At 67.3% G+C, this 24356-nt stretch carries 17 protein-coding genes, 1 tRNA gene and 2 pseudogenes; 15 read left to right on the top strand and 5 right to left on the bottom strand.

What is annotated here, in order from left to right; genetic code table 11:
• The 6 genes and pseudogenes from J0695_RS09085 to J0695_RS09060 all read left to right on the top strand — a co-directional run.
• Positions 1-101: pseudogene (locus tag J0695_RS09085) on the top strand (metallophosphoesterase); the annotation flags it as partial.
• 25 nt (positions 102-126) lie between these two features.
• Positions 127-840 carry a Pr6Pr family membrane protein gene (locus J0695_RS09080; protein ID WP_206961366.1) on the top strand — a complete coding sequence of 238 codons (714 nt, stop codon included), beginning with the start codon at positions 127-129 and terminating at the stop codon, positions 838-840.
• Positions 841-869: 29 nt separating this feature from the next.
• Positions 870-943: transfer RNA gene (locus tag J0695_RS09075), tRNA-Pro, on the top strand.
• 660 nt (positions 944-1603) lie between these two features.
• Entirely contained in the window at positions 1604-4813 is a 3210-nt protein-coding gene (locus J0695_RS09070) for a helicase-related protein (protein WP_206961365.1), read from the top strand.
• Positions 4810-7569 (top strand): DUF1156 domain-containing protein, encoded by a 2760-nt coding sequence (locus J0695_RS09065; protein WP_206961364.1) that lies wholly within the window; start codon positions 4810-4812, stop codon positions 7567-7569. The genes J0695_RS09070 and J0695_RS09065 overlap by 4 nt, the downstream gene beginning before the upstream one ends.
• Positions 7566-10472: a DUF499 family protein gene (locus J0695_RS09060; protein WP_206961363.1), complete on the top strand. Its 2907-nt coding sequence runs from the start codon at positions 7566-7568 to the stop codon at positions 10470-10472. Before J0695_RS09065 ends, J0695_RS09060 begins: the two co-directional genes overlap by 4 nt.
• A gap of 6 nt (positions 10473-10478) precedes the next feature.
• On the opposite strand, the gene J0695_RS09055 is transcribed toward J0695_RS09060, so the two are convergent.
• The 3 genes from J0695_RS09055 to J0695_RS09050 all read right to left on the bottom strand — a co-directional run bounded on the left by J0695_RS09055 (position 10479) and on the right by J0695_RS09050 (position 12800).
• The gene (locus J0695_RS09055) at positions 10479-11993 is read right to left on the bottom strand and encodes a LacI family DNA-binding transcriptional regulator (RefSeq protein WP_307798512.1); all 1515 of its coding nucleotides are present in this window, start codon (positions 11991-11993) and stop codon (positions 10479-10481) included.
• Positions 11994-12073: 80 nt separating this feature from the next.
• Entirely contained in the window at positions 12074-12421 is a 348-nt protein-coding gene (locus J0695_RS43770) for a helix-turn-helix domain-containing protein (RefSeq protein WP_242552404.1), read from the bottom strand.
• A gap of 127 nt (positions 12422-12548) precedes the next feature.
• Positions 12549-12800, bottom strand: coding sequence for a helix-turn-helix domain-containing protein (locus J0695_RS09050; protein WP_206961362.1), 252 nt, complete (start codon positions 12798-12800; stop codon positions 12549-12551).
• A 630-nt stretch (positions 12801-13430) separates the two neighbouring features.
• On the opposite strand from J0695_RS09050, the gene J0695_RS09045 reads away from it, so the two are divergent.
• From J0695_RS09045 to J0695_RS09025, 5 genes are all read left to right on the top strand, one after another.
• The gene (locus J0695_RS09045; protein ID WP_206961361.1) at positions 13431-14354 is read left to right on the top strand and encodes a hypothetical protein; all 924 of its coding nucleotides are present in this window, start codon (positions 13431-13433) and stop codon (positions 14352-14354) included.
• Positions 14351-15049, top strand: a complete 699-nt coding sequence (locus tag J0695_RS09040; RefSeq protein WP_206961360.1) for an ATP-binding protein — start codon at positions 14351-14353, stop codon at positions 15047-15049. The genes J0695_RS09045 and J0695_RS09040 overlap by 4 nt, the downstream gene beginning before the upstream one ends.
• A 248-nt stretch (positions 15050-15297) precedes the next feature.
• Complete coding sequence (locus tag J0695_RS09035; protein ID WP_206961359.1) at positions 15298-16317, top strand: DUF2637 domain-containing protein; 1020 nt, start codon at positions 15298-15300, stop codon at positions 16315-16317.
• A 104-nt stretch (positions 16318-16421) separates the two neighbouring features.
• Complete coding sequence (gene mobC, locus J0695_RS09030; protein WP_206961358.1) at positions 16422-17069, top strand: plasmid mobilization relaxosome protein MobC; 648 nt, start codon at positions 16422-16424, stop codon at positions 17067-17069.
• The gene (locus J0695_RS09025) at positions 17066-18787 is read left to right on the top strand and encodes a relaxase/mobilization nuclease domain-containing protein (RefSeq protein WP_206961357.1); all 1722 of its coding nucleotides are present in this window, start codon (positions 17066-17068) and stop codon (positions 18785-18787) included. Before mobC ends, J0695_RS09025 begins: the two co-directional genes overlap by 4 nt.
• Here J0695_RS09025 and J0695_RS09020 read toward each other — a convergent pair whose 3' ends face one another.
• Positions 18788-19345, bottom strand: a complete 558-nt coding sequence (locus J0695_RS09020) for a flavoprotein (RefSeq protein ID WP_206961356.1) — start codon at positions 19343-19345, stop codon at positions 18788-18790. It abuts the gene before it with no gap.
• Positions 19342-20613 carry a helix-turn-helix domain-containing protein gene (locus tag J0695_RS09015; protein WP_206961355.1) on the bottom strand — a complete coding sequence of 424 codons (1272 nt, stop codon included), beginning with the start codon at positions 20611-20613 and terminating at the stop codon, positions 19342-19344. Before J0695_RS09015 ends, J0695_RS09020 begins: the two co-directional genes overlap by 4 nt.
• Positions 20614-20756: 143 nt before the next feature.
• Here J0695_RS09015 and J0695_RS43765 point away from each other — a divergent pair.
• From J0695_RS43765 to dcd, 4 genes and pseudogenes are all read left to right on the top strand, one after another.
• A pseudogene (locus J0695_RS43765) lies at positions 20757-21116 on the top strand (ATP-binding protein); the annotation flags it as partial.
• Positions 21117-21263: 147 nt separating this feature from the next.
• Positions 21264-22547, top strand: coding sequence for a carboxyvinyltransferase (locus J0695_RS09005; RefSeq protein ID WP_206961367.1), 1284 nt, complete (start codon positions 21264-21266; stop codon positions 22545-22547).
• On the top strand, positions 22544-23770 hold the full coding sequence (locus tag J0695_RS09000) for a metallophosphoesterase (RefSeq protein ID WP_206961354.1): 1227 nt from the start codon (positions 22544-22546) through the stop codon (positions 23768-23770). The genes J0695_RS09005 and J0695_RS09000 overlap by 4 nt, the downstream gene beginning before the upstream one ends.
• Complete coding sequence (gene dcd, locus J0695_RS08995; RefSeq protein WP_206961353.1) at positions 23767-24306, top strand: dCTP deaminase; 540 nt, start codon at positions 23767-23769, stop codon at positions 24304-24306. The genes J0695_RS09000 and dcd overlap by 4 nt, the downstream gene beginning before the upstream one ends.
• Positions 24307-24356 lie beyond the last annotated feature (50 nt).

Below are 24356 nucleotides of genomic sequence, written 5' to 3'. Positions count from 1 at the left end.
ACCTCCACGTCTCGGCGGGCTGCGGCACCAACCGCTACACCCCCGTACGCTTCGCCTGCCCGCCCGAAGCCTCGCTGCTCACCCTCGTCGCGCGCAACTGATCACCACGCCCCTACGGTGGGGAGCATGGTCGCGCCGCTCCCCACCCACGTCCCCCCGGCAGCCGTCGTCCCCCCGCCCCGCCGCCCGTACGCGGCCGCCTTCCGCGCGCTGATCTGCGCGGCGGTGATCGTGGGCGTCGTGATCGACCTCTGCCTGGTCAGCCCCGGCAGACTCCTGAGCTACTTCACGGTCCAGTCGAACATCCTGCTGGGCCTGGCCTGCGCCTTCTCCGCGTACCGCGCCTGGACGGCCCGCCGCCCCCTGCCGCCCTGGGTCACGGGCGGCGCACTCCTGTTCATCTGCATCACCGGCCTCGTCTACCACGTGGTGCTGGCGGGCGACCCGGCCGTCGAGGCCCCCACAGGCTGGAGCGCGGCGGCGAACATCCTCCTCCACTCGGTCACCCCACTAGCCGCCCTGGCGGACTGGCTCCTGCTCACACCCCCGGGCGGCCTACGCCCCCGCCACGCCGGCCTCTGGCTCCTGTACCCCCTGGCGTACTTCGCCTTCGTCCTGATCCGGGGCGCCCTGCTGACCCCTGGCACGGTGGCCCGCTACCCGTACCCCTTCCTCGACGTGGACCTCCACGGCTACGCGGGGGTGCTGGGCAACGCGGTGATCTACGGCCTCGTCTTTTACGCCCTGGCCCTGGTGATCGTGGGCCTGGACCGGATCCGCCCCTACCTGCACGGCAGCGAAAACCGGATTTCGTCTACGGCCACAGGTCCGCTAAAGTAATCGATGTCGCCGCGCGAGCGGGCGGACATCGGGGTGTAGCGCAGCTTGGCAGCGCGCTTCGTTCGGGACGAAGAGGTCGTGGGTTCAAATCCCGCCACCCCGACAGCCAAAACAGCAGGTCAAGGGCCTGACCCTCTCTGAGGGTCAGGCCCTTGCTGCGTCTCCGGAGATCGTTTGGGAGAAATCTGGGAGAAGATCTTGGTCGAGGTCTCTCAGGCTGCGACACAGGCCCTTCCCGGCTTCGGTGCGGCGGGTCCAGCCATCACCCCACGCAGCTGCAAATTTTCAACCAAGATCCGCTAGGTCTCGACTGACGCCCCAGCACGCAGCCGCCGCTGAGCACCGGAAGCCAAACACTCACAATGACACGCACTTACGTGCGCGCGCTCTCCTTACCTGGCATACCTTCGCGCCCTGAATGAGCCTTGCCGGAACACGGTCGCAAGGGGAGCGATGACGGATGCGGCAAAACAGCGGCGTGGACGACTTTCGGTGTCCTGGCCAAGAGGGCACGCGCGCGGGTCCGCCCCGCACTCGGGTTTGTCCGAGAGCGTGGCGACCGAGCGTGCGCAAAGGACAAGAAGTGCGAGGAACAGGGGCGAGCGGTCCCCGAGCCGGCGGTCAGGCCACCTGCCAGCCCCTCCGCAAGACAAGGCATCTCATGATCACATCTACGCAACGCCCCTAGCCAGAAGTGGACTTGTAGTTGAGTCTGGGGAATTCGCGTCATGTAGCTATGACTTGGTAGCCCGGGGGGGCTGGCATGGATATCGACAAGAACGACCGACTCCTGATCGACGGCGAACTGGTGACTGTTGTCGCTGCCTTCCAGGAGCAGACCGGGTTCAACTGCGTGATCAAGTCGCCTACTCGTGGCCTCACTGAAGCGTTCGTGCTCCTAGCCGATGTACCGGCCTGCAAAGTGGCCAGATCCGATGGAAGCGGAGATAGCGCACGTGCGATCACTGGAGTGTGGGCGCAATGGATGCGATGGGCCATCCCCCGCATCCGGTCGGCTGTTCTGGCTACCCGGCCGCTAAGGCCGTATGCCCACCAAGACGACGCTGTCTTCAGTGTGATGTTGCCCCAACCTAAGCTGCGGTTCCTCTTGGCCGACGAGCCGGGCACCGGAAAAACCCTCATGACCGGAATGTACTTAGCGGAGGGGCGCAGGCAGGGGCTGATCCCGGGCAAGACGGTCATTGTCGTGCCGGCCCACTTGGTAGGCAAGTGGATCGGGGAACTCAAACGCTTCTTCGGCATCGATGCGCAGAGAATCACCGCCGACGTCGGCCGTGAACCGCTGGACCTGCGTGCGGACGTGGACGTCTGGGTTGTCTCGCTGGACCTGTTCACCTACAACACCGATGTCCGCCGCAAGGTCGTCGGTTCACGGGCCTCCTGGTCTCTGGCCGTCTTCGACGAGGCCCACCGACTCACCCCGACTTCCCAGCATCTCAGCGCGGCTCGCCAACTCGGTGATGCGGCCCACCACCTCCTTCTGCTGACCGCAACTCCGCACCGTGGCAAGGAGAACTTCTTCCGAGCGCTGCTGAATCTGCTCGATCCAGCTCTCTACCGGTGGGATCCGTCCGAGAAGACCTATGACCACCCCATGCGCCCGGGGCCGAACAACTTCCTACGGCGGATGAAGGAAGACCTACGGGGCCTGGACGGCGAACTGCTCTTCCGTCCCCGATATGCGCAGACCCACGAAGTCTTCCTGACCCCGGCCGAGTCGGACGCCTACGACGCAGTCATGGGCTACGTGGAGACGTGGTACTCCTCCGACTCGGTTCTGGCCCGTTCCATCTACGGCAAACGGGCCGCCTCCTCGGTGACAGCGGCCCTCGAAACTCTGCGACGCCGACGGGCGGCTCTCTCTGGCTCACAGGCTGGCCGCGTGCCTCCAGTAGTGCCCGATGGCTTTGAGAACCAGGACCTGGCCCGCGCTGCCCTCGACTCCGACGACGCCTGGCACGACGCCGAAGCGGCCGTACTCCAGGCCCGCAGCAGCGACCGCAGAGCTGAACTGGATGCCGTCGCCGCGGCCATCAGCCAACTGGAGCGGTCCTTAGCATCGAGGGACGAAGCCGCCAAGTGGCAGGCAGCCCGCGACATCATGCAGCAGCACCAGATCAACCCTGGTAGCGGGCAGTTGCTGGTCTTCAGCGAGTTCACGGACACTGCTCGATGGCTGGCCGGGGTCTTCCGCGCGGCAGGATTCAGCACCGAGGTCCTGGACGGAAGCGTGGACCAAGCTGGTCGCGAGGAGTTGCAGGCCAGGTTCCTCAAGGACCGGTTCCAGGTCCTCGTGTCCACCGACGCAGGCGGCGAGGGCATCGACCTGCAATCTGCGCACGTCATGATCGACTGGGACATTCCCTGGAGTTTGGTGCGGCTCGAACAGCGTGCCGGCCGACTGCACCGAATTGGTCAGCAGAACGAGGTGTTCGTCTATCACCTGGTGGCTCCTGAGACCCGTGAGGGACGTGTCCAGCAGGTCATCCTGGAGAACCTCACCGCCGCATCCGCGTCACTGCAGGGGCGCTTGTACGACTTGCTCGACGCCACGGTCGACCGGACTGGCTTCAACTTCGGCGCTGCCATGGCCGCAGCACACCGGGACCCGGCTGCGGTCGGCCAAGTGCTCGCCGCCGTACCCGACACTGCGACCCTCGTGGCTCGCGCCAAGGACATCGTTGCTGAGGAAGACCGGTTCAAGACCCCAGTCGACCACGGCGAGGCCATGCAGAGGTTCGCGAGCGACCGCCTTCAGGCGATCAATCCGGTCATCGTGTCCGCGTTCGTCGACCAGGCCGCGAGCGTCGAAGGGTGGAGTGTGTCGACGGGACCCACTCCCGGCATACGGGTCCTACGTTCCGATCTCGCTCATCTCCCCGCCTCCTTCGGCGGCTTACAGGAATGCCTGATCGCGGCCGACTCTGCCACGGTCACCAAAGCCCAGGAGGAACAGTTCCGCCGAGCCGAAGACGTCATAGTCCTGGGTCCCACCGAAGACTCGTTCCAGGAACTGGTCGAGCGGGCGGTTCAACGCTGTGAGGGGGACCTGCTCGCAGGAGCCGCAGCCGTGGACGTGTCCTCCCTGACCGGTTACACCCTGTTCGTCTACGCAGCGGAGCTTGAGCACCACAACGGCATCCGTCGCATCCGCCGCACCGTGCCCTTCCTTATCCGCTATTCCGGTGCGGGCGCTTTCGCCACTGCTTGGGAATCGGTCATGAATCTCAGCCCCACCGCTGACCCCTCCAAGCCGCCCTCACCCGCCGCACGAGTTGAGGCCGACACCGCCGCCCGCAAAGCAGTCCAGACGGAAACTTCCGAGATGCAGCGCCTGCAACGGTCGGTCACAGCGAAGAGCCGCGACCAGCTCGGTGACGTCGAACGCCGCCTCAAACGTCAGGTCAGGGCCCTAGACTCCGACGTCAGACGCAGCAGACTCGAACAGTTTGCCGCCGAGAAAGCGGACCGGCTCGCCCACTTCGCGCTGTTCGACAACATCACCCACACCTCTCCCACCCTGCTGGGATGGGTTCAGGTCAGCGGCGGTGCGCGGGCCAACGAGCTGGGCCACGACCCAGACTCCGAGAGGGTCGCCATCGCCAAGGTCGTCACAGAACTCGAAGGACTTGGATGGGTCGTCGACGACCGGCAGACCGCCGGATTGGGCTACGACCTGCTCGCTCGCCGCCCAGGGACAACCGACCAGCGCTTGATCGAGGTCAAGGGTTTCCTTGCCGGGATCCGCCCGGTCTTCTTCGAGCAGCACGAATGGGCCCAGGCACAACAGCGCGGGCCGGACTACTGGCTCTACGTGGTCCTGCAGTGCGCAACCCGGCCGACTGTCGTCATCCGCTGCCAGGACCCAGCCGGGACGCTGGCAGGGCCTCGGCGTATCGAGCGATTCAAGATTCCCGTCTCTCAGCTTCGGCACCTCATGGAGAACCGTTGAACACCGACTCAGGACGCACCCTCATCGACACTTGGTTCCCGTGCGCGGCTGTCGACGAGGCATGCAGCAACCGGTCAGGATCCGGTCTGGTAGAGAAGGCCATCTTCACGTGGTTCGCCTCACGCCCCATCGCCCAGGCCCGGGCGGCTGTAGCCACGGCGCTTCTGCCGGACAGCGCGTACGTTCGTCAGCTCGTCGACGGCGCGGTGCGCGGTGAACCTGCTGCCCTGGCCGAGACTGCCGCAAGGATCAGCGAGCGCTTCCCCGACGGGCGGCCCGTGGTCCTGGACATCTTCTCCGGACGCGGCATCATCGCCCTGGAGGCGGCCCGGCTCGGTGCCCAGGCCGTCGGCCTGGATCTGAGTCCCGTCGCCACGCTCGCCGGCCGGGTCCTGGCGGACTACCCCCTGCGAGACTGGTCTGCCGAGCCAGCCCTGCCGTGGCGAGAGAGCGACCCGCAGGACGATGCCCTGTTCGACCAGGGAGCCGCCCCCCGGTTGATCGCGGATCTCGAAGTGTTTCTGGCAGAGATCGGCAGACGTACACAGACCGCAGTCGCTCGGCATTACCCCCGCAACCCCGACGGATCGCTCCCCTGGGGCTATCTGTGGGCCATCAGCATTCCCTGCGACGGTTGCACCAATCGCTTCCCGCTCCTGGGAAGTTTCGTTCTGCGCTACCCCTACAACCGGACCAACGACCTTGGCCAATCGCTGCGGCTGGTCGTCCATGACGACACCTGGCACACCGAAGTGATCGACGGCCCCCCTGAACAGGCACCCACATACTCCTCTACCGATCTGGGCGATGGCAGGAAACGCAAGGGTAAGAGCGCCCGCTGCCCGTTCTGCCAGCAGGTCCACAGCTTGGAGACCGTCAAGGCCAAGGGCATCGCAGGCGAGTATCGAGACGAGTTACTAGTGGCCATCGACACGTCCGGTGAGGCCAAACGCGTCTTCCGAAGTCCTCGCCCGGACGAGCGCAGGGCCGCCACGATGGTCGACCTCTCCTGTCTCAAGGCGGATGGTCCACTGAGCGTCGTTCCTGACGAAGTGATTGCGGCGGGCAATGTGCACACTGTGATGGCCAGCGGCTACGGCTACCGGACCTTCGGCGAACTGATGAACGCTAGACAGGCCCTGCAGTTCTCCGAACTGGTACATGCCATACGTTCCTGTCACCACGACGCGATAGCCACCGGCATCTCACCGGAGTACGCCCGGGCCCTGGCCGCCTTTGCTGCGGCGACGCTCGCTCGGCGACTTCGCAGGGCAACCAGAGGCTGCCGTGTCGAGGCAAAAGGCAAGAGCGACGGAACAACGCAGAACCGCATCATGGTCTCCGACCTGTTCGCCAATGAGGCAAGCCTGAACTTTCAGTTCGACTGGGTGGAGACCGGCCCAGGCAGTGGACCGGGAACCTGGACATCGCTGGTGAAGACCGGACTGCGGCCCTACGAGGCCCACATTCGTGGCCTGCGCGGCACACCTGCACGCTTCCGCCAGGCGAACGCGATGAGGCTGCCCTACCGTGACGCGAGCGTCGACGCGGTAGTCACCGACCCTCCGTACTACGACATGATCGAGTATGCGGATGCCTCCGACCTCATGCATGTCTGGCTCAAGCGCATCTTGTTCGACATCGAACCGGACCTCTTCGGGCCAAAGGCGCTGCGCACCAGCGACGGCCTGCAGAACAAGGACGACGAGATCATCGTCCGGCGGGTGCACGAGCCCGGACGCGTAAGGCACGATAAGGACTTTTACGAAAAATCGCTGTCCGCCGCCTTCCTGGAAAGCCGTAGAGTGCTGCGACCCGACGGGCATCTGGTCGTCGTCTTCGGCCACTCCGACCCGGAGGCTTGGAAGCGGCTGCTCGCGGCTCTCCACGATGCGGGGTTCGTGGTCACCAGTTCTTGGCCGAGCCGAACCGAGTCGGGCAACACCAAAGTGGCGTCGGTCAAGGTGACCATCACCATCGGCTGCCGGGTGGCCCCCGCCGACCGCGAGGCTGCCACCGCCGCGCAGGTCGACAGGGAGATCGCCGACGCGATCCGGCCGCAGGTACGCAACTGGACCCAGGACGGCCTTGCCCTGGCCGATCAGATGATGGCCGCCTACGGTCCTGCCATGGAGGTCTACGGCAGGTACTCCACGGTCATCCAGCCGGACGGCGAGTCGGCTCCGTTGGAGCGATACCTGACTCTGGCCCGCCGCTGTGTCCGCGAGGCGACCGCCCTGCGACTGGACCGCATACCCATCGAAACCTTCGACGCGATCACCCGATTCGCCGTGTTCTGGATGAGGGTCCACGGGCGCACCGTCGTTGCCAAGGGTGAGGCCATCTTCCTCGCGCAGGTCGACGGGCTGCGGCTGGAGAATGTCCGCGGGAAGCTGCTCGCGGAATCAGGCAAGGGTTTCCGCCTGATCCTCGACCCGCCCACGTCGGTGGGCCCCAGCAGCGCTGAGTTTGACGTAGCCAGGGCTCTGGCCGGCGCGTACATCTCCGGGGGCACCGAGGCGGCTTCCCTGGTGCTCGCTCAGTGGGAACGCCCCGTGGACGACGAGCATTTGTGGGCGGTAATCGGGGACCTGGCCGCTCAACTGCCGCCCAGCGACACCATCGCGAAGGCGCTCGTGGCCTTGCAGCGCAACACCGTAACCATCAAGAACATCGCCCGCGGCCTGACCGGTTCACTCCCACAGTCCACCACCGGTGGGCACTTGACTCTGTTCGACGTTGAGGACGCCCGATGACCACTGCGTATCTCCACTGGGCCGACGTGCTCACCCTGCGGCCCGAGATAACAGACGCGGACGGGCAGATCGCCGATCTGCAGATGTCTCTGTACAGCGCTGTCTACACCGATCGCAACGTGCCTTACACCGATCCCGTGTACTACGCGGAGATCACTGAGCCGACCCCCAGGCTCGTGCAGTTCATGAGCACCGTCGCCCGACGGCTCGGCACCCGAATACGCGGCGGGAAGGCTCTCTTCCACCTCGACCAGGGGATGGGCGGCGGCAAGAGCCACGCCCTGGTCGGCCTGTACCACCTGGCCAACAGCCCTCGCGCCTTCCTAGCGACCGAACTGGGCCAGAGGGTACGCCGCGAAGCCGAGCAGAACGGAGCGCCGCTGGATCTGGATGGCGCCCGGGTGGTGGTCCTGTCCGCAGACAACATGACCCCAGGGGCAACTAGCCCGGAATTCGGTCCGGCGACAACCTTGTACGAGCGGTTCCTGTGGTCCCTGTTCGGAGGCGACCGGGACCGGTACGCGCACCACCTCGCTGAGGGATCGAACAAGGCCGCGCTGGCCCGCGCCTTGGAGGCAGTTCACGGGCCGGTGCTGATCCTGCTCGACGAGTTGATGCAGTATGCCCTCGATCTCGCGGACAGGAAGCACATCGCCACGATGCCCGGCGAGAAGGTCTTCCTGGACAGCCTGATGGACGCTGTCGACGAGGTTCCCCAGGTGGCCTTCGTCATTGTGATGATCCGTTCTGACCGCGACGACCGCGGCTATCCCGTAGAAGCGGAGAGTCTTCGCACCTTCGTGACCAGCGGCATCGAGCGCAACGGGATAGGCGACTCCGTCACTGAACCCCAAGACTTCTCGGCGATCATTCGGCGTCGTCTCTTCCAACCTGCCGACGCCACACCCGTCACCACCCTCGCCACGGCCTGGAAGGATCACGCAGGACAAACCTGGACGGAGCAGGTGTTCGGGCGGCTCGGCGCCCGGCGCGGCCTCAATGGCTTCGCGGAACGACTCGCTGCCAGCTACCCATTCTCTCCCGATGTCATGGCGCTGGTCCGTGATGACTGGTCACGCCATGCGGGTTTCCAGCGGGTGCGCTCCACTGTGGAGATCTTCTCCGCCACGGCCTACTACTGGGCTCGCGAGCACCAGGCCGGCCGATGGACACCTGAGCTCATCGGGGTGGGCGACCTTCCCCTGCACATCGTCATAGAGAACATCCTCTCCTCCGGCCTTCTACACGGAAATGAACGCGTCATCCAGGGATTTAGGCAAGTTGCCGCAACCGACATCACGACCAAGGACGGTACCCGCGGCCGTGCCCGCGCCCTCGATACCGTCCTGGCCGAGCGGGGCATCGACACCGGACAGCCCTCCACGAGTCTACGGATGGCCACCGCCCTGTTCTGCTACTCACTGGTGCCGCGAGACCAGGCGAAGCGAGGAGCCACCAAGCCGGAGCTCCTCGCAAGCGTCTACAGCCCAGGCGTAGAATTCAACTCTGCCGAAGAGGTGTTCAACCTCCTCATCAGCGACGACGAAGGTCTCGGCGCCCTGGAGGTGACCGATACCACCTCCGGACGCGGCACCGCGCGGTTCCACCTGGCCATCGCCCAGACCTTGCGAATGTTCTACAAACAGGCCAAGAGCTCCGTTTCCGCATCCGCCCGCGACGCCTACCTGTGGGAACGGGCCATGGCAATCGCCCGCAGCAACCAGGGCCCATTCGACCAGGTCATCCCCGTCGCGAACACTCCCGGTGCCCCTCTGTCCCAAGTCTTCAGCGACGTTGACCAGAACAGCAAGACCCGGCTAGTCGTTCTTGATCCGAGCCGCTGGACCCTGCATAACGGCCGGGACACCCCCACCCGAGCCGAAGTCTCAGCGCTCCTCGGTGTCGGCGACAATTCCCTACCTGTCGACAACGGCGCTTCCTGCATTGTGGCGTGCGTCAACACTCAGCGGCGCGACACCGTCCGCAAGCGTGTTATCGAAGTACTGGCCTGGCGTTCGGTCATCTCGCAACTCGACCAAGATGATGACAAGCGTCCCGAAGCCCAGGCCGAACTGCGCTCCGCCGCCCAGCGTGTAGACGATGATTTACAGAAGGCTTTCCAGCACTTCGCCTACCTCACCCGCACCGACCAGACTGAAGTCGACTGGCAGCGATTCGACGACGACGGCAAGACCGCTCTCAAGGGCGGACACGTCTGGGACGCCTTGGTCAACCACAGCCGCGCCGTGCACCCTGGCCGCCTCTCCGGCGCCTATCTGAAGACCCTGCTGTCCAAAATCGCCCGCGACCTGACACTGAAAGAGATAGGTCAGCAGTTCTACAAGAACCCGGCGTTCCCCCTCATCCCCTCCATTGACGACATCCGACGAGCCGTGCACCAGACACTGACCGGACCTGATTTCTTACAGGTCATCGACGGCGAGGGCGCACCCCAGCACATTGCCTCCCCCGATGAGCTGTCCATCGGCTCCTTGGAACTGCGGCTGCGCCGAGCGCCCGTGCCGACGACGGACAGTTCCCCGCAGCCACCGCAGGTCACCGCGAGTTCCGGCTCGGCATCGAATAGCGGCTCGACTCCCAGCCGCGCCAGCGGCCCTACGAGCCCGCCCGCCCATCCGGGACCAGTTGTCAGCACTCCCCCCGACTACCATCGCTACCGGCTCGAAATCCCGAATCGGAGCATGGCATCCACAGATGCGCGCCGCACCGTCGCCAACCTCCTCCAGGAGGTGCTCGACCTGGTCGATCCGGAGATCGGCGGGGACATCCAACTGCTCGACCTCCAGCTGACGCTTACGGCCGCTCCAGCAGCTGTGGATAAGGTCGAAGCGACCGCTGCCGCGGCGAACGCCGACTGGGAAGAGGAGACCCTGGATTTCTGAGAGTGGTTACGCACGGTCTCCCCAAAACCACGCCGGGGACGCTGCGCGTACGGGGAGCCCGCTTTTCCCTCCCGCCCGCAGCAAGCGGTCAAGCACCGCCACGGGGGAGTGCGGGCTCATTGCGCGGCGGGCATCGAGCGCCGCATTCCACTGCTCGCCGAGACCGTGCAGGAGCCGCTTCCGCATGCCTGCGGTGACATGCGCGTAGCGGGCAGACACCGAGCTGTCGATATGACCCATGCGCTCGTCCATAAGGACCTTTTCGGTGCCGAGGTCCTCCATCATCGTCCGATGCGTGTGCCGCAGACCATGAGGGGTTAGGCCCTTGGCGATCGGCATCCAGCAGGCATCGGCCCTCTCGCTGGCGTTCCGCCCTCGTACCGGGATGCCTGGCCACTGCTCGCCGAGCAACGGCACGGGGCGGGCCTCCTGTGGCGCCTTCTTCGGGTACCAACCGGAGGCCGCCTGGGTGAACAGCCAGGTGGCAAAGCCGTTTCGGCGCCAGTGAGCTGCGTGCTCCGACACCGTGCCACCGCGAACGAAATCGAGGTCGGCGATAGCCTTCTCGACCCGCACCCTCGTGGCCTCGGCGACACGGTCAGGTCGGTTCAGGACGTTGGACACCGTCCCCGTGGAGACCTCGGCAAGGCGGGCAACGTCAACGAGCTTCGCGCCTTGGTGGCCTCCGGTGCGGGCGGTGCCCTGTCCTTGGAAGACGTAGGTCTTGCCGTGACAGGAACAGGGCGTCGGCTTCGTACGGGCGATGTGATCGGAGACCAGGGCGGACAGCCAGTCCGGCGAGTCGATGGTGCGATAGCTGTCGTCCTTGGGCGGGCAGCGCACCAGTTCGCCGGTGTCGAGCTCATACAGCTGCCACTCGATCCTGAAGGCGTCGCGCCGGACGAACTCCGTTTCCAGACCGACGATTTCGCCCCACCGTTTACCGGTGTAGCCCTTGAGGACCGTGGCGACGAACTCGTCGTCTCGGCCGGAGAGGAGGGCCGCGCGCTCGGCGGTGAGCAGGATGCCGAGGGCGTCGGTGACTACCTTCTCCGGGCCGCGGTCACGGGAACGGCCGGCGCGCTTGCCTCGCCCGCGCCGCCTGGCCGCAGGGTTGGATGTAAGCAGGCCCTCGTCGATCGCGTCCTCGAAGATCAGGTGGAGGGTAGAGCGCCACGTCTTAACGCTGGAGGCCGCGTACGCGGCCCTCTCCTTCTTCTCCCAGGCGTCGACGTCCGTACGCAGGACGCCGGCGAGTGCCTTGTCCTCGAAGTCGGGGAGCAGGTGCTCCTCGATGTGCCGGCGGTAGTTCTGCATCGTTGAGGCGGCCAGGTCCTGGGCGGCGTACCAGCGGCTCGCGTAGTCGCCGAAGGTCTCCTGGCCGAGGCCCGGGTCGCGCCACTGTCCACGCCGAACGGTCACCTCTTCCGCGTCGGCGGCCTGCTTGGCCTCGCGTTTGGTGGCGAACTTGACCACGGCGCCCGTGGAATCGGCGACAGTGCCGTACTTGCCGTCTTGGATCTTGTAGCGGCCTCGCCAGTAGCTGGCGCGCTTCTCTGCGTACCCCCCGAAGTTCCCTCCGTCCTGTCGTGTGGGCTGCGTTAAGCAGCGGTGCCGTACTGGGACTTGGCCAGTCGGCGCGGCGGCCGAGATTTCAGCCGGACCGTAGGCACAGCCGCCTCGGGCCGCTGCCGAACGGGTCGCTTCGGAGCGGGTGCGGCAGCAACGCCGGGGTACTGCGACCTCTCGGTAGGACGCTCCTCGTGCATGCCGATGATCTCGGCAAGGTGATCATCCGAGAAGCGATAGGCGCGGCCGACGCGGGTGAACGGGATGGACCTTCGGCGGGCGCGGTCTTTCACCCACCAGACCGAACACCCGAGGACGGCGGCAATCTCCTCGGGCCGGTAGAGACGCGGCGGGGCAGGGGATAGGGCATCGCGGTGCAAGACGGTTCCTTCTCTGGCGCGGCGGTGTGACTCAGGGCGCGCCGTCTTGGTCGTTCAGGTACGGGCGGGGTGATGTGCGCAGCGGCTGACGGGTGTTGGCCCACCCGGCGGGCGCTGGTTCGGTCTGTTAGCTCGTCTCGGCGAGGAGGGCGAGCGGTGAGACGTCGAGGGCGGCTGCGATGGCGACGAGGTCGTCGACGTCGCAGCGGCGTCGTCTGCGTTCGATGCGGGAGAGCATCGTGATGGTCATGGGGCGGCCCAGCGCGGTCACCCGGTCGGCCAGCTGGCGCTGGGCGAATCCGCGTGCCGTGCGGGTGCGCTCAATCGCGCGGGCAGTCCGGAATCCGGTCGGCCCAATTCCCAGAGGGCTTGGATGCATGGGTCTGTTGTAACTCTGGATTCGCGGTTTGGGTAACCGGCGATCTGCTGCTATGTTCCCCCGATTTGTTGTCAGGTTCAGTCCCCCGGGGTCGAAGCGCGGCGGAATCTAGCACGGAATCCCGGCTGAGCCATGCGGCCCAACTGCCCTCACAGTGACGGCACGTCGTGCGTGCCTGACCTGGGGTCCTCCTCAGCCTGCCCGGTGCATACGGCGGCGTCCCCAATTCGCCTCGACACAGTGGGAGGGTTGTCCCTTTTGGATCGCTTCTTGGTCAGCGGCCAATTCGGTTCTACCGTTAATCGGCTGGCCTGCACGCCGCGTTCGCCGAGAGCTGTCTGCTTCCTCGGCGGAATGCTGGACTTATGCGGAGAGGGTGTGGCTGTCTTGGCCATGTGCCCCGGACCACGAAAGTGGCGGACGCATGGGAAAAGCCCCCGGCGGGCCAACGCCGGGGGCCAGGAAGTTCCCTACCAGTTTCGCCCGTACCTGAACGATCAGGACGGTGGCGATCACAACGCCACCGGGTGAGGAACCGTCTATGCACCACCAAGCTACATCTCCCGCGACGGTAGTCGCATCCCCGCCGCCTGACGCCTCTGCTCCGCTCGCGAAGGCGGGGCGATAGGCATGGCGCGGATACGCACCATCAAGCCGGAAGCCTTCATTTCCGAGTCGCTCGCCGCGGTGAGCGTCTATGCCGAGCGGACCTTCTTCGGCCTGCTCACTCAGGCCGACGACCACGGCCGTTTCCGCGATCAGGCCGCCGTCATCGCTGGCGCCCTGTGGTCCCTGCGCCCCGAACACAGTGCGCTGGACGTCGAGGACGACCTCACCCAGCTCCACAGCGCCGGACTGATATGCCGGTACGAGGGCGGCGACAGCAAGCGGTACCTGCACATCGCCACCTGGGCCCGACACCAGAAGATCAACAGGCCCAGCGGCAGCCGCTTCCCTGACTGCCCCCACCACCAGGGCAACCACCGCGTGACGTCCACGGCGCCTGTTCACGCAGTCCTCCAGGAGCCTGCCGTGAGCTCTCACGGAGGCAGCGGTGAAGGCGCACGCGAACGCCACGAGCCGTCCGTGAAACGTGAATCCGCAGGTCAACACCGCTTCAGTGAGCCCTCACCGCAATCACCGGAAGGCTCGGTGACGGCTCATGGTCCGGACCTAGGACCTAGGATCCTGGATCTAGGATCACCTCCGGTGGGGAGCGCGAGCGCCCCCGCGCCGCCCACCGTCTCGGGCTCGGGCTCGGTCTCGGCCAAGGACCTGGTCGGCGAGTACGTCGCCTCCTGCGCACACCGACCGCCCAGCGACGTCCTGGGCCGCCTCGGCAAGGTGGCCGGCAATCTGCTCGGCGAGGGAATCTCCGCCGATCACATCCGGGCCGGGATGGACCGCATGCGAGCCAAGAGCCTGTCCGTGGGTCTCCTGCCGAGCCTGGTCAACGAAGCGATGAACGCCCCACACACGGTCTCCGCCCCACACCGGGCGTGGACCAACCCGGCGTCCGGCGACGTCGAGGCGGCCTACGGAGGCCAGCTGTGACCACAGCCACCACCAGCCGCGAACCGCTGCGCCTCAACACCGTGGCCTCCCGCCTCGATTCGATCCTCCAAGGTCGCGGCATCGACCCCGCCACCGCACCCACCGAGGCTCCCGCGGAGCGGGTGACCGCGCTGGAGCTGGCCGAGGCCCGCATCCCGCCCCGCTACCGCCATGCCCTCGGCGGCCACCAGAAAGTCGTCGGCTGGGTGGAGGAGGTGGCCACCGCCGCGCGGCCGGGCCCCAGCGGAACCCGGGGCATCGCGCTCGGACCGTCCCTGCTGATCGCCGGGCCCACCGGCACCGGCAAGACCCACCAGGCATACGGGGCGGTGCGATCACTCCTGACCGCCGGAGTGCGCCTGCGCTGGGAAGCGGCCACCACAGCCGACCTGTACGCCCGCCTGCGCCCACGCGCCGGACACGACGCCGAGCGCGACCTGGCCACGCTCAGCCGCTGCCCGCTGCTGATCGTGGACGACCTCGGCGCGGCCAAACAGTCGGAGTGGACCGAGGAGATCACCTACCGGCTCATCAACCACCGCTACACCCACCTCCTCCCCACCCTCCTCACCACCAACCTGCCGACCGCCGCCCTGCGCGACGCCGTCGGCGACCGCGTCGCCTCCCGCCTCGCCGAGATGACCACCACCGTCGTCCTCACCGGTGCGGACCGAAGGCGTCACCGCAGCGCCTGACCCCGAACGACCACTCCCTCGTCCTGGTCCCCGGCGATCCCCCGAGCCGAAGCCTGCGACCCGCCTCACCAGGTCCGCACCGGGCCAGCAGGTGTCCCGCGACGAGCCGAGCCGAAGTGGCCACACCTCGTCCCCATCTCCCGCCCAGACATGCGACGAGCGCCACGTCTCTTCACACCGCACACGGCCGGCCAGACCTCGCTCTCCCCTGCCCCGAGGCCGCCCACCCGAGCCACACGGAGTCCCCCTTGCTTGACCGCATCACCGCCCTACTCGGCCTAACTGATTCGCGCCGGCCTCGCCTCACTGCCGATCCCGAAGATGCTCGCCGGACGGGTGCGCGCACCACCCTCGTCCTCGGCCTGGCGGCCGTCGTCCTCATGGCCTTCCGGGTCTCGTGGAACGCCTTGTCCGACGTCGCCCGTACTATCGGCGCCGACCCCACCGCAGCCCTGCTCTACCCCATCGTGGTCGACGGGCTGATGGCCCTCGCGCTGATCGCCACGCTCGCGCTGACCGGTGCCGATCGAAAGTTCGCGCTGCGGGTCCTGGCGGCCTACACGATCGCCAGCCTCCTGCTGAACTACGTCCACGGCCTCGTACCGGCCCTGCACACCGAGTCGACCCAGTGGGGTCGACTGGCCGACTGGGACCCTGCCAACTGGGCCCTCGTACTGCTGGCGACCTCACTCCCGGTCGGATCGATCTACTTCGGATCGGACCTCGTGGCGAAGGTGCTGCACCACACCCCCGAGTCGACCGACTCTCCCGGAATGACCTCTGCCCAGCCGGACGGCCAGCCAGGTGAAAAGTTGGCCAACCTGCAAGCCACCGCAACATCTGCCTGGTCAAAGCCGAGCTCTGACCAGGCCAAACCAGCCTCACCGCAGGCGTTCGAGCCGACTCCCGCACAGGTCACTAAGGGGCCCACGACGGAGCCGACCAAGACCGACGAGTCCGCCCCCAGTACCACCGAGCCCCAGTCGGCCACCGTGGCAGAGGCGACCGAACCATCTCCGCTCCGCGCCATGAGTCGAGTCCCCGCCGCCGAGTCGACCGTCGACCGCACCCGCACCCGCACCCGTACCGACGCCGACGTCCTGGACGAGGCCCGGCTCCTGACCGCCGATTGGAACGACGACCGGCTGACCGCCAAGCGCCTGCGCAGCGAACTGCGTATCGCCCAGGTCCGCGCCCGCGTCGTACGCGACCAGCTACGAGCGGAGCGCGCCGACCAGGCCCAGCCTGTTGCGGCCAGCAGCACCTGACCTCTACGCCCCGCCCCCGTCTTCCGTGCAGACAAACGCGGAAGCACGCGGGCCTGCGCTGAGCTAAGCACCCGACGCACCAACACCCCTCGGAGAACCAACCCATGTCCGTCCCGCACTACGACCTCCCCACCCCTCAGCAGGAGATCGTCACCGGCCTCAACAGCGCAGCAAGGTATCCCGCTGGACCGTCCAAGGGCCGGTCCCACGGGGGTGCCTCCGCCCCGGGGGTGGCGGAGGCACTCGGGCACCAGGGGGTGCCCGAGCAGGACACGCTCGCTGACGTCGCCGCGTACGTGCCGATGTCGCGCGCCGCCGACGAAGCCGCGCTCCACCGTGTCGCGCGCCGCCGCACACGCAAAGACGAGCAGCGCAAAGAGCGCGTCGACGTCCGCTACAGCGTCGAAGAGAAGGCCCTCATCCTCGCCAAGGCACGGACGCTGAACATCGCCGGCGCCCACTACGTCGGCGCCGTCGTCATGGCCCACGTGCACGGTGACCTCACCCTGCCCGGCCAGCGCACCCAGCTCGACGACTACATCGACGAACTCAGCGCCTTGCGCCAGCAGGTCTCCGCCATCGGTAACAACGTCAATCAGATCGCCAAGAAGCTCCACTCCGGCGGCGAGTCGCACGTGGCGGACACCGCCCTCCTTGCCCAGGCCGAGCACACCGTGATCACGGTGGCCACGGCAGTGCGCCACGTCGCCGAGGCCGCGAACCAGGCCGCCACGAAGAAGACAGCCCGATGATCGCGAAGATCAGCAACGGCAAGAGCACCGGCGGACTGATCCGCTACCTCTTCGACACGAAGAAAGCTAAGGACCACATCGACCCCCGCCTGGTCGCGTCCTTCGACGGCTTCGCCCCCGACCCCGGCCGCGGCGAAGACTTCGACGCCGCGAAAAAGCTACTGGTCGCGGATCTCGACCTGCACGTCAAACAAGCACAGCGCTTGGGCCGCGCACCCGAGCGTCACGTGTGGCACTGCTCGATCCGTGCCGCCGAGAGCGACCGCATCCTCAGCGACGACGACTGGGCCAACATCGCCCGCCGCGTCGTCGCCGCCACAGGCATCGCCCCCGAAGGCGACCTCGACGGCTGCCGCTGGGTCGCCGTCCGCCACGCCCCCGACCACATCCACATCGCCGCCACAAAAGTCCGCGCCGATCTACGCCCCGCACGCCACTGGAACGACTACCTCACCGCCGACCGCGAACTCGCAGCCGTGGAACAGGATTACGGCCTCCTGCAGGTCGTTCGCGGAGACCGAACCGCCGCCAAACGCTCCACTCGCGCCGAACAGGAGAAAGCCCAGCGCACGGGCCAGTCGTTCACTGCCCGCGAGCGCCTGCGCACCACCATCCGTACCGCGGTAGCCGCAGCCACCAGCACCGAGGAATTCCTGCACCTGCTGGCCGGCACCGACCACGTCCTCGTCGAGGTGAAGCATTTCCCTTCCGGTGACATACGCGGATACACGGTCGCCCTCGCCGGTGACACGAACGCCGCAGGCGACCCCATATGGTTTTCCGGCTCCGAACTCTCGCCCGACCTGTCCCTCCCCAGGATCCAAGAGCGACTGCGCGCCACCGAATCACAGTCCGCCGATCACTCCCAAGGCCCTCGCAAGCCCAACCCCTGGCACCAGGCCAGCGCCGCCACGGAACGCATTCCCCACCACCTTCATCACGCCACCGACGAGGCCGCCCAAGCGCACCTCGCCGCCTTCGGCGAAGCACTGGACGCACTCCCCCTCATCGCGCCCCTCGGCATCCGGCCCCAACTCCAGCAGGCAGCAACCGCATTCGAGCGCGCCACCCGCTCCCGCATCCAGGCCGACCACCAGCACGCCCGCGCCCTGCGCGGCGCCGTGCGGACCATGCTCCGCGAACCCGCGCCCAAGGACGGAGCCGCGCTGGCGATGCTCCTCGACGCGGCCCTCCTTGTCGTCATCGCAGCCGCACGATGGCACGACACCCGACGCCACGGACAGCAAGTCATCGCAGCCCAAAAGACCCTGCTGTACCTCCAAGCCGCCTACGACCAAGCAGCTCCCGCTCCCTTGGTCGCTCTCGCGCGCCGCAAGACGCCCCCGCAGACTGTGTCCCGGCACATCCACCAGATCCAGGAAGCCATGCCCACCCACGCGGAACAGATCCTCAACGACCCCGCCGCGGAAACCCTCACGACCGCGCTTGCCGAAGCCGAGTCCGCAGGCCACGACCCCGCGCGCCTGCTGCAGCACGCCTTCGACCAGCGGGCGATGGACGATGCCCGATCCCCGGCACGCACCCTGGCCTGGCGCGTCAACCGCCTCGCTCAGAGGCCGGCACCCAGCGCACGGGCGCGAGCCGCACAGGCACGATCGACCGTGCCGGTGAGTGGGCGCGTGAGCTCCACCGACCAGCCGACCCAGACTCCTCCGACAGCTCGGCCGCAGCAGACGCCACCGGCACGACGCCGCTGATCAGGCCGGTGCAGACAGTTCGGGAGTGAGCAGCTCCAGCGCTTCCTCCCACCGAAAACGGTCGGCACCACCGCCGGCCTTCGGCTTGTGGGGCTCGTATGCGCCGATCAGGACGCCCATCTCGCGCAGCCGCTCCAGGCTCTGGCTGTACGCGGGGTGGGCGGCCTGGGCGGAATTCAGGTACGGCAGGACGGCGGTAGGGATACCGAAGCCGTACGCCTCGCACAGGATGCCCAACGCCAGGGTGTCGGAGATCCCCGCCGCCCATTTGTTGATCGTGTTGAAGGTGGCCGGGGCCACCGCGATGGCGTCGGCGGGCGGCAGCGGGCGCGGGTCTCCGGGTGAGCGCCAGGCCGAGCGGATCGGGTAGCCGGTCTGTGCCTCGATCGCCTCGGCGTCGATGAAGCCGAGGCCCTGCGGGGTGGCGACGACGCCCACGTCCCAGTTCGCCTCCTGGGCCACGGTGATCAGCTTGCCGACGTCGCCGGCGATGCCGGACGCGCACACCACGACGTACAAAAAGGGCTTCTTGGGCTGCTGGTCAGGCTGATCACTCACGCGGGGACTCCCAGTTGACGACTGAAACGGTGCAGGTCAGGCAGCGTACGGCGGCGGTCGCGGGCAGCCATGTCGGCAACCATTTCGCGGACGGCGGGGCGGCGGACGTCCTGGGCTGCGCAGCTCTCGGCGATGCGCAGGGCTTGGTAGCCGTCTGCGAGGCGGCCCTGCTGGCTGTAGGCGCGGGCGGCTTCGATCCACAGGGCGGCACGGCGTTCGGGGACGGGGATGTGCCGGCGCATGAGGGGTCGGGCTGTTTCCAGGGCGACGCCGGCGTCGCCGAAGGCGACCGCCGCGCTGAGTGCGTGCAGGGAGACGTTGGTCGGGCTGAAGTTGGCCCAGGCGTCGGAACTGTCGAGCGCGACATAGCGGGCGACCTCGTGCGCCTCGGTGAGGAAGTCCTGGGTGGCGGCGCGGTCGCCGCCGCTGCTGGCTGCGGTGACGCCGCGCAGGAGCAGCAGGCCCAGTGCCCCGAGGTATTTCGGGGAGCGCTGGTCGTAGGAGCCGGTGAGCTGGTCGGCGGTGTGGCGGACCAAGGTGACGGCCTGAGTGGTGTGGCTGTCGCGGGCCAGGGCGTGCGCGTGGACGCGGACGCTGGAGGCGAGAACGACTGGGTTCCCGGAGCGTTCGGCCTCGGCCATGGCGCGTCCGACAGCGAGCCAGGCATTGCCCTGGTCGCTCTGTTTGAGCAGCAGGCTCGCCGAAGTCTGATACGCCGTGGCGAGAAGCCCGGACAGGTCGCTCGAACCAGGGGCGTCGCTGATGGCCTGGCGTAGCTGCCCGATCAGGTCGGGCAGCGTGCCTTCGAGCTGGGCGTAGTCACAGGTGCAGAAGAGGCGGCGTACGCCCGCGACTTGGTCCCGCAAGTTCTGGATATCTGGAGCCGATTCGGAGGGCGCATGGACCGCGCCAGGCAAAAGGGACCGGACCAAGTCCTGATGAGCAGCGCGGGAGGTGGTGGGCGTCGCAAGCGCGGCGATGCCCGCGGCGAGGAAGGTACGGCGGTGCATGTCCTCTGTCTCAGGGTCGGCGGGACGGGCGTCCGAAGCGGCAGCGAGGCCAAGGTGGGGCGGCGGAATGTCCAGCACCTGCGCGATCTCGCGCAGCATGCGGATGTCTTCCGTACCCCTACCGCCCTCCAGGCGGCTCACCTTGGACTGGTGATAGCCCAATGCGGCGGCGACGTCCTTCTGCGAGCGTCGCTGCACGACGCGTGCCTTGCGGATCACTTCACCGATCCGTCTCGCTTCGTTCTGCACTTCGGCCATCTGCGCCACGGCTCCTCCTGCCGTCGCCGATCCTGCCTGCACAACCGAGCGTAATGGACAGCTAGTTCACCGTGATGCAGCTCCTGCATAGGTGATGCATCACCGGCACACAGCCTGGCTCGGGGCGCCCCTGTGGCGGTTGCGTGGTGGGACCGCACCAATCCAGGAGGCCGCTCGTGGAATCTCATCAAATCCGTTTTCCCGTCTCCAGCACTCCCGCCGGCGCCGCGTCCGCGCGCCGTCAGCTGACGGACGGGATACGGGCTTGGGGCGCCGATCTTGGGCCTGAACTCCTGGATACGGCGGCGTTGGTGGCATCGGAACTGATCACGAACGCGGTGCGGCACGCCGATGACGGCCCTATCACGGCCCTTGCCCGCCTGAGCAGGGAAGCGCTGCGGGTCGAGGTGACCGACACCAGCCCCGACATCCCGCAGGTCGGCTTGCCAGATGCGTACGAGGAGGGCGGGCGCGGTCTGGTCCTCGTGGCCGCACTCGCGGATCGCCACGGCTTCGACCCGCTGCCTTCCGGAAAGCGCTGCTGGGCCGAATTCAAGTTCAACGCCCCGCTGCCACCCCTCGGAGCAAACCCACCTTCGCAGAGGAGCCGACTCTTGCCAGCTCTCCGGATTCCCCCAGTCGCCGCGGAAGTGGTCGCCGTGCGACCGAGCATTCCGCTGGTCGGGTCCGTGACCGTCGACGGATCGAAGAACGCGGCTCTGCCCTTGCTGGCAGCCGCTACGGCCATGCGCCGACCGGTACACCTGAGCAATGTCCCGGCGAACACAGATGTCGAGACGATGCTCATCCTCCTCCAGCAGGCCGGCTGGCACGCGGGCCGCCCGCTCAGCGATCCGCACACCGTGGTGATCCTGCCGAGCGACAAACCGCAGCCGGATCCCGAGCCCGAGGTCGCCGCCCGTATCCGAGCTTCGTACTACCTGGTCCCGGCGCTGCTCGGTGCCTACGGACGGGCCCGCTTGCCCTGGCCGGGCGGCTGCGCCATCGGGGAACGCGGGATGGAACAGCACTTCAAGGTGTACGAGCGCTTCGGTGACCGTACGACCGTCGATGACCGCGGCTACCTCGTAAAGGCGGCCACGAGCGGGGACGAGTCGGTATCGATCATGCTGCCCTTCCGCTCGCGCGGTGCGAGCATCGCCGCCCTCCTTCGCGCTGTCGTGGCCGGGCGGCCGCTACGTCTGGGCGGACCAAACCTTTCGCCCGAAGTGGTCAGTGTCGTAGACGCGTTGGAGATCTCCGGGTGGGAGTGCCGAGTGAGCGAGACAGTCCTGGCGCTCCAGCCTCCAAGGTCCGTCTCCGGCGATGCCCTCGCCTGGAGGGTGCCCGGCGACAAGATCGAGGCAGGCACATTGGCCTGCGCGGTCGCGGTGAGCGGCGGCAACGCAGACATCCTCGGTGTGGGCCGCAACGACGTCGCTCCGCTGGTCACTGCACTGCGCTGGCTCGGCGTACCCGCCGCCGCCGAGGACGGCACCCTCTCCATCCAAGCCCAGGACACCCAGCCCACCGGCCGACCGCTGCGCGCCATCGCCTCGCTGTCCCCCGGCGGCCTCGACGCCGATTTCGAACCACCGCTGATCGCTCTGGCCCTCACCCTCCCCGGCACCCACCTCTTCGCCGACGACATCAACCCCGGCCGCCACGGCAATCTGCTGCCCCAACTCATGCGCCTCGGAGCCGCGATCGATGAGCTGTCGCCCACGCAGTGCCGCTTCACCGGCCCCCAGCAGCTGACAGGTACGGGAGTGGAAGCAACCGACATCCGCACGGGCTCCGCCCTGCTCATCGCCGGCCTCACCGCTCGCGGCGTCACCACCCTCGGCGGCCTCGAACAGCTACGGCGGGGCCATGCCGACCTGCCCGTCAAACTGCACGCTCTCGGAGCCGACATCTGCGAGGTGCGCCCGTGAGCCGACAGTTCCGGCAGGTCATCGCCACGACCGACGTCCACTCCGCCTTCGACTCTGCCGCCCCGATGCTCACCTACCTCCACGCTGCCAGGCCCGAAAGCCTGATCGTGGACTGCGGCGACTTCTTCGAGGGCAGCGGCTACTACCACCTCGGCAAGGGATACATCGAGCGCGAAGTCCTCACCACTCTGTACGACGTGCTCGCCCCCGGAAACCACGGCTGGCCGCACTACTTCGAGCCGGAACTGCGCCAGATGACCGTGTGCGCGAACACGATCGACGACCGTGGCGAGCCTCTCTTCGATCGTGTACGCATCACTCACATCGGGGGCCGCCGCGTCGCCGTCACGGCAGTGATGGGCCTCCAGGCATTCAATGCGATCCCCTTCGAGCAGCGCGCGAATCATCAGCTCACCGAGCCCGCCCAGGCCCTGCGCGGCCTGATGCTGGAACACCACCATCGCGTGGACACCTGGATGGTGTTGTCCCACTCCGGCTTCGATGAGGACCTGAAACTCGCCGCCGCCTGCCCGTTCGCCGACGTCGTCTTCGCCGGGCACTGCCACAGCGATGCATACGGGCCGGTGCATATCGGAGACACGCTCGTGGTCAAGGGGCCCGAACTCGGCGCCGGGTATGCCGCCGCCGAACCCGTGGGAAGCGGCTGGGCCGTCCGCACCTGCGTCTTCCCCGACACCACGACCACACCTGAAGTTCTCGCCCCGCTGTGGGCGAAGATCTCGGCCATCAAGGAGATGCTTGCGAGCGGCCTCGGCGTCGTGAACGCCAGCTATTCCAATAGCCTGTTGGACCGCCGCCGCCTGCTCGAAGAGATCGCCGGCCGCCTACATTCCGGCCTGGGCGCTGACACGGTCATCCTCAACGAGACCGCCCTGCGTCCCGTACAGCTCGGCGACACCCTCACCCTCGGCGACCTGCTAAGCATCGAGCCCTTCGGCAACCAGCTCGTGCACGCCTTCCTCCCCAGGGATCACATCCACAGCCATGACGAGCTGCTCGCTCACCTCACGGAACGCGTCGGCCCGCTGGTCGTCGCGCCCACTCCCCTACCCCCAGTGATCCGCGCTGTGCTGACCACCGACTATCTGGCCGACAGCTACCTCGGCGGGCGGACCCACGAGGCAGGACTACATCTCGGGCAAGCCGTGCGTCACATCCTGACCACCGCCCCTGTCAGGGTCGGCGAGGAAGACAACCAATGATTCTCACTGGGCCCGAAATCAACGCTGCCGTGGCCGACGGCCGCCTACGCATCACCCCGTTCGCCCCGGACCAGACCAACCCCAACAGCTACAACGTTCGCCTCGGCTCGACCCTGCTGACCTACACCGCCAAGGTCATCGACGCGCATCTCCCCAACCCCACCCGCACGATCCGCATCCCCAAGGACGGATACGTCCTTGAGCCCGGCGAGCTGTACCTCGGCCACACCGTCGAAGAGGTCGGCTCAGATCTCTTCGTCCCCCTGCTCTTCGGCCGCTCCTCGGTCGGACGACTCGGCTTGTTCGTCGAGATCACCGCTCCCATCGGCGACATCGGCTTCCACGGCCAATGGACCCTGATGCTCTCCCCCGTCCGCCGGCTGCGTGTGTACGCAGGCATGAAGATCGGGCAGGTCATGTTCTTCGTCTCCACTGGCGACATCGACCTCTACCGGGGCAAGTACCAGGGCGCCGTCGGCCCCCAGCCCTCCCGCTACTGGCGGGACACCACACCGGTGCGGGCAGTCGCCTCATGATCCTCACCGGGCCTGCCATTTCCGCGGCCGTCAACGCGGGCGAGATCACC

The sequence above is a fragment of the Streptomyces beijiangensis genome (assembly GCF_017315755.1).
Taxonomy (GTDB): Bacteria; Actinomycetota; Actinomycetes; order Streptomycetales; family Streptomycetaceae; genus Streptomyces; species Streptomyces beijiangensis.
This window is presented reverse-complemented; position numbering and strand designations above follow the sequence as displayed.